This window comes from Rhodobacter capsulatus, from assembly GCF_052363175.1.
Classification (GTDB): Bacteria; Pseudomonadota; Alphaproteobacteria; order Rhodobacterales; family Rhodobacteraceae; genus Rhodobacter; species Rhodobacter capsulatus_D.
This window is the reverse complement of record NZ_CP198946.1, coordinates 746,091-762,952: the sequence shown is the minus strand read 5'-3', so window position 1 is coordinate 762,952 and position 16,862 is coordinate 746,091. Positions and strand designations below refer to the sequence as shown.

The 16,862-nt window shown below is 65.5% G+C and carries 18 protein-coding genes and 1 tRNA gene; 7 read left to right on the top strand and 12 right to left on the bottom strand.

Annotated elements, in window-relative coordinates; translation table 11 throughout:
• Window positions 1-3: 3 nt before the first annotated feature.
• Window positions 4-267 (bottom strand): chaperone NapD, encoded by a 264-nt coding sequence (locus tag ACTTAI_RS04535; RefSeq protein ID WP_444454619.1) that lies wholly within the window; start codon window positions 265-267, stop codon window positions 4-6.
• Complete coding sequence (napF, locus tag ACTTAI_RS04530) at window positions 243-794, bottom strand: ferredoxin-type protein NapF (protein WP_444455695.1); 552 nt, start codon at window positions 792-794, stop codon at window positions 243-245. The genes ACTTAI_RS04535 and napF overlap by 25 nt, the downstream gene beginning before the upstream one ends.
• A gap of 147 nt (window positions 795-941) precedes the next feature.
• Here napF and ACTTAI_RS04525 point away from each other — a divergent pair, with 147 nt between their 5' ends.
• Window positions 942-1,640, top strand: a complete 699-nt coding sequence (locus ACTTAI_RS04525; protein ID WP_444454618.1) for a Crp/Fnr family transcriptional regulator — start codon at window positions 942-944, stop codon at window positions 1,638-1,640.
• 107 nt (window positions 1,641-1,747) lie between these two features.
• Here ACTTAI_RS04525 and ACTTAI_RS04520 read toward each other — a convergent pair whose 3' ends face one another.
• Window positions 1,748-4,126, bottom strand: a complete 2,379-nt coding sequence (locus ACTTAI_RS04520; RefSeq protein WP_444454617.1) for a methyl-accepting chemotaxis protein — start codon at window positions 4,124-4,126, stop codon at window positions 1,748-1,750.
• Between the two features lie 193 nt (window positions 4,127-4,319).
• Between ACTTAI_RS04520 and ACTTAI_RS04515 the strand changes: the two genes are divergently transcribed.
• On the top strand, window positions 4,320-5,540 hold the full coding sequence (locus ACTTAI_RS04515; RefSeq protein WP_444454616.1) for an NnrS family protein: 1,221 nt from the start codon (window positions 4,320-4,322) through the stop codon (window positions 5,538-5,540).
• 35 nt (window positions 5,541-5,575) lie between these two features.
• Here the strand turns inward: ACTTAI_RS04515 and ACTTAI_RS04510 are convergent.
• Window positions 5,576-5,652 (bottom strand) — tRNA-His (locus ACTTAI_RS04510).
• Window positions 5,653-5,772: 120 nt separating this feature from the next.
• Between ACTTAI_RS04510 and ACTTAI_RS04505 the strand changes: the two genes are divergently transcribed.
• Complete coding sequence (locus ACTTAI_RS04505) at window positions 5,773-5,997, top strand: DUF6324 family protein (RefSeq protein WP_444454615.1); 225 nt, start codon at window positions 5,773-5,775, stop codon at window positions 5,995-5,997.
• Here ACTTAI_RS04505 and ACTTAI_RS04500 read toward each other — a convergent pair.
• Window positions 5,994-6,437 carry an MmcB family DNA repair protein gene (locus ACTTAI_RS04500; protein WP_444454614.1) on the bottom strand — a complete coding sequence of 148 codons (444 nt, stop codon included), beginning with the start codon at window positions 6,435-6,437 and terminating at the stop codon, window positions 5,994-5,996. The two genes, ACTTAI_RS04505 and ACTTAI_RS04500, sit on opposite strands and share 4 nt — an antisense overlap.
• Window positions 6,438-6,534: 97 nt before the next feature.
• Between ACTTAI_RS04500 and ACTTAI_RS04495 the strand changes: the two genes are divergently transcribed.
• On the top strand, window positions 6,535-6,882 hold the full coding sequence (locus ACTTAI_RS04495; RefSeq protein WP_444454613.1) for a DUF6404 family protein: 348 nt from the start codon (window positions 6,535-6,537) through the stop codon (window positions 6,880-6,882).
• A gap of 280 nt (window positions 6,883-7,162) precedes the next feature.
• Here ACTTAI_RS04495 and ACTTAI_RS04490 read toward each other — a convergent pair whose 3' ends face one another.
• The 5 genes from ACTTAI_RS04490 to ACTTAI_RS04470 form a co-directional block, all read right to left on the bottom strand.
• On the bottom strand, window positions 7,163-7,516 hold the full coding sequence (locus ACTTAI_RS04490; protein WP_444454612.1) for a hypothetical protein: 354 nt from the start codon (window positions 7,514-7,516) through the stop codon (window positions 7,163-7,165).
• A gap of 128 nt (window positions 7,517-7,644) precedes the next feature.
• A complete protein-coding gene (gene nusB, locus ACTTAI_RS04485; protein WP_110806697.1) occupies window positions 7,645-8,142 on the bottom strand; it encodes a transcription antitermination factor NusB in 498 nt (165 codons plus the stop codon).
• Between the two features lie 26 nt (window positions 8,143-8,168).
• On the bottom strand, window positions 8,169-8,684 hold the full coding sequence (locus ACTTAI_RS04480; protein ID WP_444454611.1) for a 6,7-dimethyl-8-ribityllumazine synthase: 516 nt from the start codon (window positions 8,682-8,684) through the stop codon (window positions 8,169-8,171).
• Between the two features lies 1 nt (window position 8,685).
• A complete protein-coding gene (gene ribB / locus ACTTAI_RS04475) occupies window positions 8,686-9,819 on the bottom strand; it encodes a 3,4-dihydroxy-2-butanone-4-phosphate synthase (protein WP_444454610.1) in 1,134 nt (377 codons plus the stop codon).
• A complete protein-coding gene (locus ACTTAI_RS04470; protein ID WP_444454609.1) occupies window positions 9,816-10,406 on the bottom strand; it encodes a riboflavin synthase in 591 nt (196 codons plus the stop codon). Before ACTTAI_RS04470 ends, ribB begins: the two co-directional genes overlap by 4 nt.
• 212 nt (window positions 10,407-10,618) lie before the next feature.
• Here ACTTAI_RS04470 and ACTTAI_RS04465 point away from each other — a divergent pair, with 212 nt between their 5' ends.
• The 3 genes from ACTTAI_RS04465 to ACTTAI_RS04455 all read left to right on the top strand — a co-directional run bounded on the left by ACTTAI_RS04465 (window position 10,619) and on the right by ACTTAI_RS04455 (window position 15,157).
• Window positions 10,619-11,905 (top strand): capsule biosynthesis protein, encoded by a 1,287-nt coding sequence (locus ACTTAI_RS04465; protein ID WP_444454608.1) that lies wholly within the window; start codon window positions 10,619-10,621, stop codon window positions 11,903-11,905.
• 76 nt (window positions 11,906-11,981) lie between these two features.
• A complete protein-coding gene (locus ACTTAI_RS04460) occupies window positions 11,982-13,118 on the top strand; it encodes a polysaccharide biosynthesis/export family protein (protein WP_444454607.1) in 1,137 nt (378 codons plus the stop codon).
• Complete coding sequence (locus ACTTAI_RS04455) at window positions 13,118-15,157, top strand: capsular polysaccharide biosynthesis protein (RefSeq protein ID WP_444454606.1); 2,040 nt, start codon at window positions 13,118-13,120, stop codon at window positions 15,155-15,157. Before ACTTAI_RS04460 ends, ACTTAI_RS04455 begins: the two co-directional genes overlap by 1 nt.
• Here the strand turns inward: ACTTAI_RS04455 and ribD are convergent.
• Entirely contained in the window at window positions 15,154-16,245 is a 1,092-nt protein-coding gene (gene ribD / locus ACTTAI_RS04450; RefSeq protein WP_444454605.1) for a bifunctional diaminohydroxyphosphoribosylaminopyrimidine deaminase/5-amino-6-(5-phosphoribosylamino)uracil reductase RibD, read from the bottom strand. The genes ACTTAI_RS04455 and ribD overlap by 4 nt on opposite strands.
• Window positions 16,242-16,709 carry a transcriptional regulator NrdR gene (gene nrdR / locus ACTTAI_RS04445; RefSeq protein WP_110806704.1) on the bottom strand — a complete coding sequence of 156 codons (468 nt, stop codon included), beginning with the start codon at window positions 16,707-16,709 and terminating at the stop codon, window positions 16,242-16,244. Before nrdR ends, ribD begins: the two co-directional genes overlap by 4 nt.
• Window positions 16,710-16,862: the final 153 nt, after the last annotated feature.

Here is a 16,862-nt window from a genome sequence, read left to right as displayed (position 1 = left end):
GGGTCAGGCGGCGGTTGCGCGCGGCGCGTCGTCGTCGAGCGCCTCGAAATGGTGGTAGGTCAGGGTCACGCCCAGAACGCCGGGGATCTGGTGCAACTCCATGATGATGTCGGCGGCGCGGTGCTCTGCGGTGTCTTCGACGGTCACGACAAGGCGGCCGCGATCTTCGGCATGGACCTCGCAACCCGCAGTGGCGGCAATCGCGACCCAGGCGGCGGGGGCAAGGGCGGGGGCGGTCTGGATCAGACAGCCACAGATGTTGTGCATGATGCAGGCTCCGCTGTGGGGATGGGGGAAAGCGTCATCGCGCCCACGGGACAGGGCGCGATGCAGGCGCCGCAGCCGGTGCAGGCGGCGGGATCGATGGTCGGAGTGGCGCGCCCGCCAAGGGCGGGGCGAAACCGGATCGCCTGCGCGTCGCATTGATCTTCACAGATCCGGCAGCCGGTGCCCGCGCTTGACAGACACCCCGCGCCCACCGCGACGCGCCAGGGGAAGGGAAACCCCGGTCGCAGTGCCCCGGTGGGGCAGGAGTCCGTGCAGGCGCCGCAGAACGTGCAGGCTCCTGCGCGCAGGTCAAGCACCGGAAACCCCGCGCTATCGCGCAGAATGATCCCCTCCGGGCAGGCGCGGGCACAGTCACCGCATTGATTGCAGTCACGCGCGAAAGCAGCCCCGGCACCGGGCGGACGCGGCAGATCATCGGCCCGGATCCGGCCCCGCAGCAGGGCACGACGGCTGAACGCCCCAACCTGCGGGTCCTGTATCGAAGGGGATGGAGTCAAACCCGGCATCATTGCGGCCTTTTCGCTCTTGCACCGCATCATCACGCCCCGGTGATCTGACGCCTTGACTTTGGTTAGGCGGACCGCGTTTCCCGCCACCTCCGGCTTTCGTTTGCCACAGGGTCATGCGATAACCGCTCAAGGAGACTTCTGCCGATGACCCCCGATGCCGACCGGATCGCCCGAAAATCCCTTCTTTTAGGCAATGTGCCGAAACCGGCACAGGATCTGATCCTGACCAGCGCGCGCGAACGCGCCTTCGACCGCGGAACGACGATCTTCCTGCAGGATGAAGAGGCGAGTGCCGTCTATGTGGTGATCGAGGGGTGGGTGAAGCTCTACCGCATCGCACCGAACGGCTCCGAAGCGGTGGTGAGCGTCTTCACCCGTGGCAACAGTTTCGGCGAGGCCGTGGCTTTTACCGGAGGCAGCTATCCGGTCTCTGCCGAGGCCGCGACCGATGTCGTTCTGGTGCGGATCGAAACCGCCGAGATCCTGCGGCAGATCGAGCGGCAACCAAGCCTTGCCGTGTCGCTTCTGGCCGCAACTTTCGCGCATCTGCATCGGCTTGTGGGCCAGATCGAGCAGTTGAAAGCGCGATCGGGCGCCCAGCGCGTGGCAGAGTTCCTGCTGGAACATGTGAGCGAGGAGCGCGGCCCCTGTGCCGTCACGCTCCCCTATGACAAGGTGTTGATTGCCGGGCGTCTGGGTATGAAGCCGGAAAGCCTCAGCCGCGCCTTTGCCCGGCTGCGCGAAAAGGGTGTGCAGGTGCGCCAGTCGGTGGCCGAAATCGAGGAGATCGCAGTTCTGCGCGACTATGTCGAGGAAGATCCGGGCCTGTCCTGGTCCTGTTAGGCATGGCTTCGAACGGACGGCCTGAGCAGGGAACCCCGCGCCCATTGGAGTTCCCACGTGTCGAAAACACTCCGGCCCTCGCTGCGGCAGACGGGATCTGCAACCGCTCAGGCGCGCTTGCGTTCCGCCTCCGCAGCCTCTTCCCAACCGCTGAACTGCGAGATGAGCTTGCCAAGATCGGCAACCGCCGCTGCAAGCGACGTCGTGGCCGCCGTCGTCTCTTCGAACATCGCGGCATTTTCCTGTGTCGCGGCGTCGAGTTGCCCCAGGGCCCGGGTCACTTCGGAAATACCCTGTTCCTGTTCGCTGGCACTGACGGCAATCTCGCTCACCCGTCCGGAAATATCGGAAACAGCGCCGGAAATGTTTTCCAAAGCAGTCCCGCAATCGCGCACGAGAGAGACCCCCTCGCGCACCTGTGCACCGCTGTCGGCAATCAGGTCGCCGATCTGTGCAGCCGAGTCGGCAGCACGCTGCGCCAACGCCCGCACTTCGGAAGCGACGACGGCAAAGCCGCGCCCCGCCTCGCCCGCCCGGGCGGCTTCGACACCTGCGTTCAGCGCCAGAAGGTTGGTCTGGAAGGCGATGTCGTCGATCACGGTGATGATGCGGCTGATCGCCTCGGACGAGGCTTCGATGCGCTGCATCGCTTCGACTGCCGCGCGCATCGTCTGTTGCGAGCGTTCCGCGCGGTCACAGGCGTCATGCGCCAGCGAACGCACGCTGTTGATGCCGGAGTTGGTCTGCCCGACTGCCGCCAGCATCTCGTGCATGGCAGAGGAGGTTTCATCAAGCGCCGCGGCCGAGGATTCGGTCCGACGGGACAGGTTCACAGCAGCATTGGCGATTTCATCGCTGTCGGTGCGAATCGACTGCGCCGCCGTCGAAATTTCCGTCACGATCTGCCGCAGGCTCGTCGCAGCGGCATTGAAGTCCATCCGCAGCCCCTTGTAAGTCTCGCCGAAAAATCCGTCGATCGAGACGTCAAGCCGACCGTCGGCCAGAGCCCGCAGCGACTTGCTGAGCGCCTGCACCACCTCGGTCAAGGCCTGATCGGCGCGGGCCCGCTCGGCATCGATCTCGGCACGTCGTGCATCTTCGGCAAGATGCAGGGCCTCTTCGGCCTCCCGGGCGCGCTCCTGCTCAAGACGCTCGCGCGCGGCTTCCTCCACCAGCCGCTCACGTTCACGCTGCTCGTTGGCGATCCGCTCCTGTGAAAGGCGTGCATCGGTTTCACGTGCCGCAATCAGTGCCTGCCGGAACCGCTCCAGCGCCCGGGCCATCCGCCCGACTTCATCGCGTCGATCGCGGTGCGGAACGTCATGATCGAGATGCCCCTGACCGACTTCATCCATTGCCAGCGTGAGCCGGGTCAAGGGCTGGCTGATCGAGCGCGAAAACGGCACCGCCAGCGCCGCGGCAATCGCGATCACCAGCACCGCGATCACGCCGAAGGCGATCGACATCTTTGTCAGCGCCGCCAGCATTTCGGAGGAGGTCTGACTGGTCAGCAGCGCCCATCGGGTGCCAAGGAAGGTCATGGGTCGATAATCGATATAGCGGTCGCCTGAGGCATCGGTGAGTCGCATCACCCCCGTCTCACCCGCAAGCGCCGCACGCACGGCCACATTGTCCTCGCGCGTTTTCAGAATGTCATCTTCCTTGGTCGACAGCAGGTCAGAACGCAACAGCCCATCTGCGCCCACCAGATAGGCAGATTTTCCATCGCTGCCGTCGGTCACGCTTTGCACCGCAGCATTCATCGCCGCGATCGGCAGCTGGATGGCGATCACGCCCAAGCGCCTGCCATCATCGGCGATCACCGGCGCCGCAATGAACGCGGCCGGGGCATCAGCGCTGGGGGCATAGGGGGCGAAATCACGAAAGGCCGCGCCATCCGCGGGCAAGGCCATCGCATCGTGAAACACTTCGGCAAGCCCGGTGTCCTTCCAGTCTCCGGTCACCAGATTCGAGGCAAAATCACGCTCCTTGAAGACCGTGTAGACCACGTTGCCCGCAGGATCGATCAGGAAGATGTCGTAAAAACCCCGCTCGGACAAGCGCTTGGCCAGACCCGGATGCAGATCGGCATGCAGGGCGTCATAAACGCTGCCATCGCCCGCGGAAACCAGGCGGTTCTTTTCGCCCACCGGATTCGGGTTCTTGTCGATATAGGTGTTCTGAAGGGTCGCACGGGCCTCCGGCACGGCCTGATAGGCCTCTGTCATCGCGACCAGAGCGCGCTGAATCGACCGATCCCGCGACATCGAGATCAGATCCGCCTTCGTTCCATCCAGCAGCATCGTCAGCGCCTGCTCTGGCCCGCGGGCCAGAGTATCGAGAATGTCCTTCGCACTGTCGATCAGCGTCTGGCGTGTGGTGACGTAAGCTGGCACGGCCAGAAACATCCCCGCAGCCAGCGCAACGATCATCATTACGAGTGGCAGACGCCGGGACAGGTCCAGCGCATTCATCCTTGCAAACATGCGACGGCTTTCGGAACAGAACGACAGAACGCCATCTTACGCGCGCAAAATTAAGAGAACCCCAAGATATGCAGGCCCTTCGTGAAGATGTCCTGCTAACCCTGCATCCGTCTTCGCGGCGATCTTGACTTTCATCAAGGGGGCGCGGGCGCTTTGCCTCAAGGATCGGGGCACTGTCGCGAAAGGATCTGTCATGACTGCCCTCACCCGTCTCTTCTCTGAAGGGTTTCGTATCTTTTTCCTGCTTGCCGGGCTTTGGGGCACGCTTGCGATGCTGATCTGGGGGCTCTGGCTTACCGTGCATGCCCTCGGCGGCATGATGGACCTGCCCGCCGATCTGCCGCCGCAATGGTGGCACGGGCATGAGATGATCTTCGGCTTCGGCTCTGCCGCCGCGGCGGGGTTTCTGCTGACCGCCGTGCCAAACTGGACTGGCGCCACCTCGGCCGGGCCGCGGTTCCTGATCGCGGCGGCGGCGCTTTGGCTTGCCGGACGGATCGGGCTGTGGCTTTGGGGGATCGTGCCCGGACCGCTGGCCGCGGTTCTGGCGCTTGCCTTCCTGCCGCTGCTTGCGGCGCGGATCTGGGCCATGCTGCGGCAGTCGCCAAAACCGGCCAATTTCATCGTGCTGGCGCTCGTCGGGCTGATCTGGCTGGCCGAGGCGCGGGTGATGCTGGATGCGCTTGGCTGGCCGCTTGGCGATGCGATCGCGGGGCTGCACGGGGCGCTGGCGGCGCTGATCGCGCTGATCGTCATCGTCGGCGGGCGCATCACCCCGGCCTTCACCCGCAATGCGCTGGCGCGCAAGGCCATGCTGGCGGGGTCGGCCCCCGATCTGGGCAAGGCCGGAGCCCCCGGCCTGCCGGTCAGCTTCCCGCAGGCCGATCGCGTGGCGATCGGGGCTGCCATCACCGCCGCCGTGGCGATCACGCTCGGCCTGCCGGACACACTGATCGGCGCGGCGGAACTGATCCTCGGCGCCGCGCAACTGCTGCGCATCGCGCGCTGGCGCGGCTGGTCAGTGCGGTCGGAGCCGATCCTCGTCGTGCTGCACGGGGCGATGGCTCTGGTCGGTGTTGGCGCCCTGCTGCAAGGCCTCGCCGCCTTCGGCATCGGCTCGGAGATCGGCGCGATGCATGTCTCGGCCGTGGGCGGGATCGGCACGATGGTGATGGGGGTGATGAGTCGGGCCAGCCTTGGGCACACCGGACGGCCGCTCGTCGCGCCCTTCCCTGTCGCGCTGGCCTATGTGTTGATCCCGGTGGCGGCGCTGCTGCGCTGGATCGCGGCAACCGGGCCGCTGGCGCTTTACTACCCGGGCACAATCCTGGCCGCGACGCTCTGGGCCTTTGCCTTCGTATTGTTCCTGCTCGCCTTGGCCCCGGCGTTGATCGGACCACGCGCAAGACCCTGAGCGGCTATTGCAGCATCACATCGATGTGGGCGAGGTGGTACCGCCTCCCCGGCTCGAACGGGGGACCTCTGGATCCACAATCCAGCGCTCTAACCAACTGAGCTAAGGCGGCACTGAGGGGGCATTTAGCGGGCGGGGCCGGGGAATGCAAGAGGGGAAAATCGGGTCCGGCACAGCCGATGCTTGCCCCATCGCCGCAGTTTGGCTAGGCACGGGCAAAATGGAGGCTCCGATGGGCATCAACGACGAAAACGACATGGCCGGCGATCTGCAGATCGGCCCCACCGATCAGGGCATGGTCCGAATCTTCGTGTCGGGAGAGGGCTTCGAACTGCCCTTCGATTTCGACCCCGAAGAAGCCGAGGAAATCGCCCGCGAACTGATGGACGCCGCCGAGGTCGCCCGCGCCATCGCCAACGGCGGCGCGAAGGGCGGCAAGCCGAAGGGCAAGCGCTAGGCCAGAAAGGCAGCGCCCGGATCGCCCCGCCCCGCCAGCCGCAAGGCCGCGGTGCGGGCGATTCCCTGCGTGACAAGCTTGCGCCGCGCGGGGGCAAGCTTGGCCTCGGGACCAGTGCGCAGGATCTCGGCGCCGAAGCGGTCGGCCAGGATCAAGCCGGTCTCCTCGGGCAAGATCTCGACCGGAAAATCGGTGTCCACAGCCCAGAAGAAGCGGTCGCCATAGTCTAGATAGCCCTGCCATTTCCGGTCCGAGGTGAAATCGGCGCGCGAAGACTTGCATTCGACAATCCAGATTTCCCCCTTGCGACCCAGCGCCATCACGTCTACCCGCAGACCCGGACGGGGCACGACCTCGGTCAGACAGGCAAAGCCGTGATCCATCAGGCACCGGCTCACACCGCGCGCCAGAAGTTGACCGGGGGAAAGATCATTCGCCATGCGCGAAATATGAACGAAGCATGAACATCCGTCGAGAGGGTTGACGCGAAAGTCCTCGATTGCAAACATGCTTTCTAAAACCATAAAAGGTCGCACCATGGAAGACTACCAACGCCGACTCGCCGCCGCCCGGGCTGAACTGGAAGCTCTCGGATTGCGGGGATTGCCGCATCCGATCCAGGACAGGGTGATGCGGCTCTTCGGTGGCGAGGCGCGGCCTTGGCCCTATCTGCCGCTTGGCGTGCGGATGAGCGCTTATGCGATTCCCTATGCTTTCATCTGGACCACGGCGAATTTCTTCCTGCGCTGGAAGGATCGACCGGTGGCGCCGGGCGAGGCCGTCGTCTCGACGGTGATGACGGTGGCACTGTTTTCGATGCTGATGCTCGGCTACGAGCTGCGGCGTTGGCAGTCGGTAAAGCTGAGCCGCTGGGAAGATCTCTGACCGCCCTTGCCGCGGCGCTCCCCTGCCCCTATCTTGCGCCTTGGCGGTTACTGCTCTTCGCGTGAACGGGGCCTTTTTCCAGTGGCCGATAACCATTCCTGAGGGAGCTGGCTCTGCTTTGGCCCTGGCCTCTGTATCTGGCACCCACCTGACTTGTCAGGCTCTCGGGAAATTTCGCCCCCACGGTCGCTGCGGTTTCCGCCACCTCACGACAGACAGAGATGAAAAACCCCCGCCTTTCGGCGAGGGGCTTTCGTCTTCCGGAGGCCTTCGAGAAAACTTAGCGCAGGGTGCGGCCGAGCTGGCGGCGGGCACGGCTTTCACTGCGCACAGGCACCGGGATGGCGATCAGCTCGGCCGCCATGTGATGGCTCGGGATCGCATCGCGCTTGCCGCCACCGGGGGGCGTCTGATCTTCGGCCATGTTCATCACGGCGATGGCGAATTGCACGCCCGCGAAGACCACGGTGTTGAAGACGAACAGCAGGGTCACGGCGATATAGCCGATGTCGGAGCCAAGGATCAGATGCCGCAGATGCGCGACATCAAAGCCCAGCAGCAGGCCGACGAACAGGGCCGAGAGCCCCGCCCCGAAGATCACGTTGCGAATGTAGAGACGCACGAGTTCCGGCATGACGATTCCTCCGTCTTTGGAATCACTCTAGCGCAGTCTGCGTGAATTCAAACCGCAAACTTGCCGTTTTGCCGCAGTTCCGTCACAAAATATTGGCGAAACCGCCTCGGAGCCGCGACACGACTCGCTCAGAATGCCTCGGGGCGCACTTCGCGGGCCATGTGATCGAGCACCGCATTGACGAATTTCGTCTCTTTTCCTTCGGGAAAGAAGGCGCGGGCGACCTCGACGAATTCGTTGATCACGACCTTGATCGGCGTCGCCGGATTGACCATTTCCGCCCCCGCGGCGCGGAAAAGCGCGCGCAGGACCGGGTCGATGCGCTCGATCGGCCAGGTGGCGACCAGTGCGCGGTCGGTGGTCTGGTCGATCTTCGCCTGCCACATCACCGCATCATCGAGCAGACGGCGGAACAGGTCGTAATCGCCCTCGGCCAGTTCTTCGCCCTCGTCGGTGGTCATGCCAAAGCGGAAGCTTTCGAATTCGCGGGCGACGCGATCCACCCCCTGCCCCGCCGCTTCCATCTGGAAGAGCGCCTGCACGGCATAAAGCCGGGCGGCCGAGCGCATCCGGCGTTTTTCTTCCGGCGTCGGCTTGCGGGGCGTCTCGGGGGTGGTGTCGGTCATGATTGTGCGATCCTCAGGTGGCCCGGTCAGACGGTCTCGCCCTTGGGGCGAAAGCCGATTCCCTGCGTCCGGGTGGCCCATTTGCGCGAGAGCGCGATCAGATGCAAGGCCGCAGCCGCCGCACCGCCGCCCTTGTCCTGATCTTCGGGCTTCGCGCGGGCCTCGGCCTGAGCGCGATTTTCCACCGTCAGGATGCCGTTGCCGATGCAAAGCCCCTGCAGGCCCAGCATCATCAGACCGCGCGAACTGTCATTGCAGACGGTGTCGTAATGCGTGGTTTCGCCACGGATCACGCAGCCCAGCGCGACATAGCCATCGTAATCCGAGAGCCGCTCGGCCATGCCGATGGCCGTCGGCACCTCGAGCGCGCCGGGCACTTCGGCGATCTCGACCTCGGCCCCGGCCTTGGCGGCCACGGCCTTCGCCCCGGCGATCATCCAATCGGCGATGTCGCGATAATAGGGCGCGACAACGATCAGAAGCTTCACCGGCTTGTCGAAGACGGGCAGCGGCAGCGTATAATGGTTTTCGTTCGCCGCCATCTCAATACCCCCGGGTTTCGTCGATCGAAAGCCCGTAGCCCTCGATGCCGATCACCTTGGGCTTCGGCGAATTCGTCAAGAGTTTCAGATGGCTGATGCCCAGCGCCAGAAGGATCTGCGCGCCGAGCCCGTATTGGCGCAGCGTCTGCGGCGAGGCCTCGCCCGGCATCGGCATCTTGGCCGAGGTCTCGCGCAAGAGCACGACGACGCCGCGGCCCTCGGCGGCAATCGCCTCCATCGCGCGGCCCAGATCGTTCAGCTTGCCCGGACGCAGCCCCAGCACATCCGACAGCGGATCGAGCGCATGCATCCGCACCAGCACCGGCTCGGGGCCGGAAATATCGCCCTTGGTCAGCACGATATGCTCGGCGCCTTCGGTCTGGTCGGCGAAGATCCGCATCGACCAGTCGCCGCCGAATTCCGACTGCACGGCGCGTTGCGCGGTTTCGCGCACCAGATGGTCATAGCGGCGGCGATAGGCGATCAGGTCGGAAATCGTGCCGATCTTGAGCCCATGCTTTTGCGCAAAAGCGATCAGATCGGGCAGACGCGCCATCGTGCCGTCTTCGTTCATCACTTCGCAGATCACGCCCGAGGGGTTCAGCCCGGCCAGACGCGAAATATCGACCGCGGCTTCGGTATGCCCGGCGCGGACCAGCACGCCGCCATCGCGGGCGCGCAGCGGGAACAGGTGGCCCGGCGTCGCGATGTCCTGACGGCCCTTGGTCGGGTCGATCGCCACGGCCACGGTGCGGGCGCGGTCATGCGCCGAAATCCCGGTCGAAATCCCCTCGCGCGCCTCGATCGAGACGGTGAAGGCGGTCTCGTGACGGCTGGAGTTCGAAGACGCCATCAGCGGCAGCCCCAGCGCCTCGATCCGGTCGGCGGTCAGCGCAAGGCAAACCAAGCCCCGGCCATGCATCGCCATGAAGTTGATCGCATTCGGCGTCGCCATCTGCGCCGGAATGATCAGATCGCCCTCGTTCTCGCGATCCTCGTGATCGACGAGGATGAACATCTTGCCGTTGCGAGCATCCTCGATGATCTCCTCGATCGAGGACATCGCATCGCGGTAGCTTTGCTCCACAGGGCCCGGGGTTTCGTGATTGCCAGCTTTGTCCACCGGGTTCGTCATGCCTTCCACTCCGTCAGCCGGGCCACGTAACGGGCCAGCGTGTCTATTTCCAGATTGACCTTGTCGCCCACCTTGGCCGCGCCGAACGTGGTCACGGCCTTGGTGTGCGGGATGATATTGATGCCAAAGCTGCAGCCGTCCACCTCGTTCACGGTCAGCGAAGCCCCGTCGAGCGCGACCGAGCCCTTGGGGGCGATGTATTTCGCCAGCGCCTCGGGGGCGCGGAAGCTGAAGCGGGTGCTTTCGCCCTCGTCGCGCAGCGCCACGATTTCCGCGACGCCATCGACATGGCCCGACACGATATGGCCACCGAGCTCGTCGCCCACCTTCAGCGCGCGTTCGAGGTTGATGCGCTTGCCGACCGTCCAGCCGCCGAGGTTGGTTTTCGAAACGGTCTCGGCCGAGATCTGCACGTCATACCAATCGGCGCCGGTGGCGATGACGGTCAGGCACACGCCTGCATGCGCGATCGAGGCGCCGATTTCGACTGTGGTCATGTCATAGCCGCAACGGATCCGCGCGCGCAGATCGCCAGTGTTTTCAAGAGCGACGATCTCGCCCAGATCGGTGACGATTCCGGTGAACATGTCTTTCCCTACCGTGGTTTCTTCCTGCCTAGCTTGCACAGGCCCCGCACGCAAGGCTTGCCCCCGACGCTTGGGCGCACAGCCGCGGCGCAAAAATGCGTCCCGCCGTCGCGGTGCCCCGGTTTTGCCGCCAAAAGGTAAAGCTCGCGTGCAATTTGTCGTGACAGCTTGCAAGCAAGGGGCCAAAAGGGGGCGTTTTCACCGTGAGACCGATGACCAGCCTTGCCCCGCGCACCTTCCTTCTGCTGCAAGGCCCGCACGGGCCGTTCTTTCGCCAGTTGGGGGCGATGCTACGCGCGGCCGGGGCCTCGGTCTGGCGTGTCGGTTTCAACCGCGGCGACGAGGCGTTCTGGGATGATCCGGCAAGCCTCCTGCGCTTTGCCGAGCCGCCCGAGGCTTGGCCCGCTCGCATCGCAACGCTGATCCGCGAGAAATCCATCACCGATCTGGTGCTTTACGGCGATACCCGCCCGGTGCATGCGCAGGCGATCGCCGCCGCCAAGGCCGCGGGCGTCACCGTGCATGTCTTCGAGGAAGGCTATCTGCGCCCCTATTGGGTCACCTATGAACGCGGCGGCGCCAATGGCCATTCGCGGCTGATGACGCTGTCCGTGCCCGAGATGCGCCGCGCGCTGGCGCAAAGTCAGATCGACTTTCCCGAGGCCCCACCGCGGTGGGGCGACATGCGCCAGCATGTGTTCTATGGCGCGCTCTATCATTTCCTCGTCATGGTCCAGAACGGTCGGTATCGCAATTTCACGCCGCACCGGGGGATATCCGTCTTCGACGAGTTCCGGCTGTACCTGCGCCGTCTGGTGCTGATGCCGGTGCAGGCGCTGGAGCGGATGCTGGCCACGATGCGGGTGCGTCTTTCGGGTCATCCGATCCATCTGGTGCTGTTGCAACTCGAACATGACGCCTCGTTCCGGATGCATTCGCCTTTCGCCAGTCAGACCGAGTTCATCGATCTGGTGATGGCCGGGTTCGCGGCGGGGGCCCCCCGCCATCATCACCTCGTCTTCAAGGCGCATCCGCTCGAAGACGGCCGTGCGCCGATCCCGCAAACAATCAAGGCCGCCACCGCCCGGCATGGGCTCGCGGGCCGGGTGCATTTCATCCGCGGCGGCAAGCTGGCGGAATTGCTCGCACAGGCGCGCTCGGCGGTGACGGTCAATTCGACCGCCGCGCAACAGGTGCTCTGGCGCGGGTTGCCGCTCAAGGCCTTTGGCCGGGCGGTGTTCGACAAGCCGGAATTCGTCTCGACCCAGCCCCTGCCCGAGTTCTTCGCCGCCCCGCAAAGACCAGATACGCGGGGCTATCGCGACTATCGCCACTACTTGTTGGAGACGTCGCAGATTCCGGGCGGGTTCTACTCGGCCCGGGGGCGGCGGATCCTGCTGCGGCAGGTGGTCGACATGATGCTCTCGCCCGAAGATCCCTATGAGGCGCTGAGCGCGGGCAAAGCGGCGCCGCGGCAACAGTTGCGCGTTGTGAATTGATCGCGCTGGAAATTTTTCCCTCTCGCCGCTAGGATGGCCGGAAACAAAACGGCAATCCCCAAGAGGAGCCCGAGCAGTGAGCGTGACCCTTCCCCGCAGGACCCTTTTGCTGGGTCTTTCGGCGGTGCTTCTTGGCACTGCCTCCTGTGGCCTGCCCCGGCCCGGCCCCAACAAACGCGAAATCTTTGCCGGATCGGTGATGCGGCAAGGCGATGCCTTTGTCGTCACCGTCGATGACCATGTGGCGCGGGCAACCGCGGTGCAACCGGCGCTCGGCTTTTCGTCGAGCTTCCAGAATGCGGGCGTCGTCGGCTCGGACACGATCAACCCCGGGGATACGCTGCAGTTGACGATCTGGGAAAACGTCGACGACGGCCTTCTGGCGCAAAAGGGCACGACCGCAACGCAGCTGACCGAAGTGCAAGTCGATGGCGCGGGCTACATTTTCGTGCCCTATGCGGGCAAGATCAAAGCGGCGGGCAATTCCCCCGACGCTTTGCGCAAGATCATCACCGAAAAGCTCGACGCCCAGACCCCCGATCCGCAGGTGCTGATTGCCCGCGCGGCGGGCGATGGCGCCACCGTCTCCGTCATGGGCTCGGTCGGCGGTCAGGGCGTCTATGCGATCGAACGGCCGACCCGCAAGCTTTCGGCGATGATCGCCCGCGCCGGTGGTGTGACGATCAAGCCCGAGATCACCAAGATCACCGTCAAGCGCGGTGGCAAACAGGGCACGGTCTGGCTGACCGACCTCTACAAGAACCCGAAGATGGACATCGCGCTGCGTGCGGGCGACGTGATCCTCGTCGAGGAAGACACCCGCGCCTTCACCTCGCTCGGCGCGACCGGGGCGCAGGCCCGCGTGCCCTTCGAGACGCAGACCCTGTCCGCGCTGGAAGCGATCGCGACCGTCGGAGGCCTTGCCTCGAACACGGCCGACCCGAAGGGCGTCTTCGTCTTCCGCAACGAGCCGGCGGAAATCGCCAATGTGGTGCTGGGCCGGACTGATCTCGTCGGCGATCAGCGCATGGTTTATGTGCTCAACCTGACCGAGCCGAACGGCATGTTCCTCGCCCGGGACTTCGTGATCCGCGACGGCGATACGGTCTATGTCACCGAAGCGCCGTATGTGCAGTGGCAAAAGTCGCTTTCTGCGCTGACCGGCTCGGCCACGGCCGCGAACTCGATCGACAGTCTCGCAACCGGCAATTGATGGCCGGGACCGCGCCAGATCGGGTCGCCGGAGAGGAACACTCCCGGCGGCTCTTTCCCTATGCGGCCGGGTTTCTGTGGCAACCGCAGCTGCGCGCGATGCTGCGCGCGGCGGGCTACAGCCTGCACCTGGGCTTGCCAGAGCCACAAGATCGCGTCGTCGTCTGGGGCCGCTCGCCCTATTCCACCCGCGGCGAAGCGGTGGCTGCCCGGCGGAATGTCGGTCTCGTCCGGCTCGAAGATGCCTTCCTGCGCTCGGTCCATCCGGGGCGGGCGCGCGGCGCGGGCGGGCCGCTTGGCCTTTTCATTGACCCTTTCGGCGTGCATTTTGATGCTGCACAGCCTTCGTTGCTGGAGCGCCTGCTGGCGCACGAGCCGCTGGACGATACCGCGCTTCTCGATCGCGCCCGCGACGGCATCGCCCGGCTGAAGGCGCTCAACCTTTCGAAATACAATGACTTCGACGACAGGCGGACGCCGCCCGCGCCGGGCTATGTGCTGGTGATCGACCAGACGAAGGGTGATGCCTCGATCCTGCATGGCCGGGCGAGTGCTGCAACCTTCCGCGAGATGCTCGCCGTGGCGCAGATCGAAAATCCGGGCGCGCGGATCGTGATCAAGACCCATCCCGAGACCCGGGCTGGCCTGCGCCCGGGCCACTACGGGGCAGAGCATGAAAACGCCCGCACGGTTCTGCTGACCGATCCGGTCTCGCCCTGGGCTCTGCTCGAGGGCGCCATCGCCGTCTATACCGTCTCCTCGCTTCTGGGCTACGAGGCGATCCTGGCCGGGCACAAGCCGCGCGTCTTCGGCCAGCCCTTCTACGCGGGCTGGGGCCTGACGCAGGATGAAAACCCGGTCGCGCGGCGACGGCGGCGGCTCACGCGGGCGCAGATCTTTGCCGTCAGCCATATTCTGGCGCCAACATGGTTCGATCCCTGTCGCGGCCGTCTGTGCCGTTTCGAGGAGGCGGTCGATCAGCTTGAAGCCGAGGTTCGCGCCTTTCGCGCCGACCGTGCGGGCCATGTCGCCACCGGCATGCGGTTGTGGAAACGCCGCCCGCTGCAACAGTTCTTCGGCCGTGAAAAGCCGCTGCGTTTCGTCGATCCGCCGGAGCGGGCCGCAGAGGTGGCGCAGGCCTCGGGGCGCAGCCTGCTGATCTGGGCGGGCAAGGAACCGCCCGGTTTTGGCCCTCCCGCGCTGCGGGTCGAGGATGGCTTTCTGCGCTCGAAGGGTCTTGGCGCCGATCTGGTGCCGCCGCTGTCGCTGGTCACCGATGCGCAGGGGATCTATTTCGATCCGACCCGCCCGTCGGATCTTGAAGACCTGATTTCCCGCCCGCCGCCGCCCGGCGGCATCGCCCGGGCCGCGCGTCTGATCGCCGCGCTTCGCAAGAGCGGAGTATCAAAATACAACCTTGACGGAAATATCCCCGATCTGCCCGCGGGGCACCGCATCCTCGTTCCGGGGCAGGTCGAAGATGACGCCTCGATCCGCCTCGGCGCGAGGGAAATCTGCACGAATCTGGCCTTGCTGATGCGGGTTCGGGCAGAAAACCCCAAGGCGATTGTCCTTTTCAAACCGCACCCGGATGTCGAGGCGGGTCTGCGCCCGGGCACCATTCCCGAGGCCGAGGCCTTGCGTTTCGCAAACCAGATCTTGCACAAATCGAACCCGATGGCGCTGATCGCGGCGGTGGACGAGGTCTGGACGATGACCTCACTTCTGGGCTTCGAGGCGCTGCTTCGGGGCAAGAACGTCACCGTCACCGGGGCGCCCTTTTACGCCGGTTGGGGGCTGACCCGCGATCTTGGCGCGGTGCCCGACCGTCGCAAGGCCCGGCCGAGCTTGGAACAGCTCGTCCATGCCGCGTTGATCGCCTATCCGCGTTATGTCGATCCGGTGACCCGCCGCCCCTGCCCGCCCGAAGTGGTGCTGGACCGGCTGGCGCACGGCCCCCTGCCCCGCCCCAGTCCACTGAACCGAAGCTTGGCAAAGCTGCAGGGACTGTTTGCCGGGGTCGCTTATCTCTGGCGTTAGGCGCGCAGCCAGCGCGCCAGCACGTCTTCGCCCATCGTCTGCACGGACGAAAGCCGATAGCGCGGAGCGTCCGTCAGGCGGGTCAGGGCCAGATCACCGATCCCGGGCTTGGCATCGCCGCCCAGCACAACACCCGCGGTGAAGCCGATCAACTCGTCGACCAACCCGGCCGCCATCAGGCTTGCCGCAAATTGCCCGCCGCCTTCGCAAAAGACCCGCGTCAGACCGCGCGCGGCCAAGGCGGCCATCAGCGCCGCCGGGTCCAGACCCTCGCCCCCCGCAGGCACGTCGATCAACTCGGCCCCGACCCCGGTCCAGAAATCACGCGCCGCTTCGGGCGCCTCGGCCCCGTGGACCAGCCACAAAGGCGCCTGCCCGACCGAGCCCGCCAGACGCCCGCGCGGCAGATCCAGCCGCCGCGACGCCACCACCCGCACCGGCGCGCGCAAGGGCGTGAAACTGCGCACGGTCAGCAGCGGATCATCCGCCCGCGCCGTGCCGCCGCCGACCAGAACCGCATCGAACCGCGCCCGCAGCGCCTGCACATGGGCGCGCGCTTGCAGCCCGGTAATCCACTGGCTTTCGCCATTAGACAGCGCAATCCGACCGTCGAAACTCGCGCCCAGCTTCAGCGCCAGCCACGGACGGCCCTTTTCGATCCGGCTCAGAAATCCCGCCTGCGCCGCCCGCGCCTCGGCCTCAAGCACCCCGGTTTCAACCGAAATCCCCGCCGCGCGCAGCATCGCATGGCCCCGACCCGAGACCCGCGGATCGGGATCTTCCATCGCCGAAACGACCCGCACCACCCCGGCGGCGATCAGCGCCTCGGCACAGGGCGGGGTCTTGCCATGATGGGCGCAGGGTTCGAGCGTGACATAGGCCGTGGCCCCGCGCGCGGCGGCCCCGGCCTGATCCAGCGCCCGGCGCTCGGCATGCGGACGACCGCCGGGTTGGGTCCAGCCCCGCCCGACGATGCGATCTTCGGTCACGATGACGCAGCCGACGGCGGGATTGGGCCAGACATTGCCCAATCCGCGACCGGCCAGCCCCAGCGCCAGCCGCATGAAGCGGCTGTCGGCCTCGGTCACTCGGCATCCCCCGACTGCGGGCGCAGCTCCGACACGAACTTGTCGAAATCGTCCGCCGCCTGGAAGTTCTTGTAAACGCTGGCAAAGCGCACGTAGGCCACGGTGTCGATCCGCGCCAGCGTCTCCATCACGATCTCGCCGATCGCGCGCGAGGGAATGTCGGTCTCGCCAAGCGATTCCAGCCGCCGCACGATCCCCGAGATCATCTGATCGATCCGCTCCGGCTCGATCGGGCGTTTCTGCATCGCGATCCGGATCGAGCGTTCCAGCTTGTCACGGTCGAAATCCTCGCGCCGCCCCGAGGTCTTGATCACCACCAGATCGCGCAGTTGCACGCGCTCATAGGTGGTGAAGCGACCGCCACAGGCCGGGCAGAACCGACGCCGCCGGATCGCCACATGATCCTCGGCCGGTCGGCTGTCCTTCACTTGAGTATCGACATTACCGCAAAACGGGCAGCGCATGGCGTCCCCCCTCTAATGTTCCTGCCTCAGATTGGGGTCTGTCGCCCCGGTTATACACAGGACTATAGGGGGAGGGCGAGGGATCGGGTAGCGCAAATCGGCACCTACCAGATACGGGGCGGCAACTGTGGCGGCGCGGACTCAGGCGCCCGC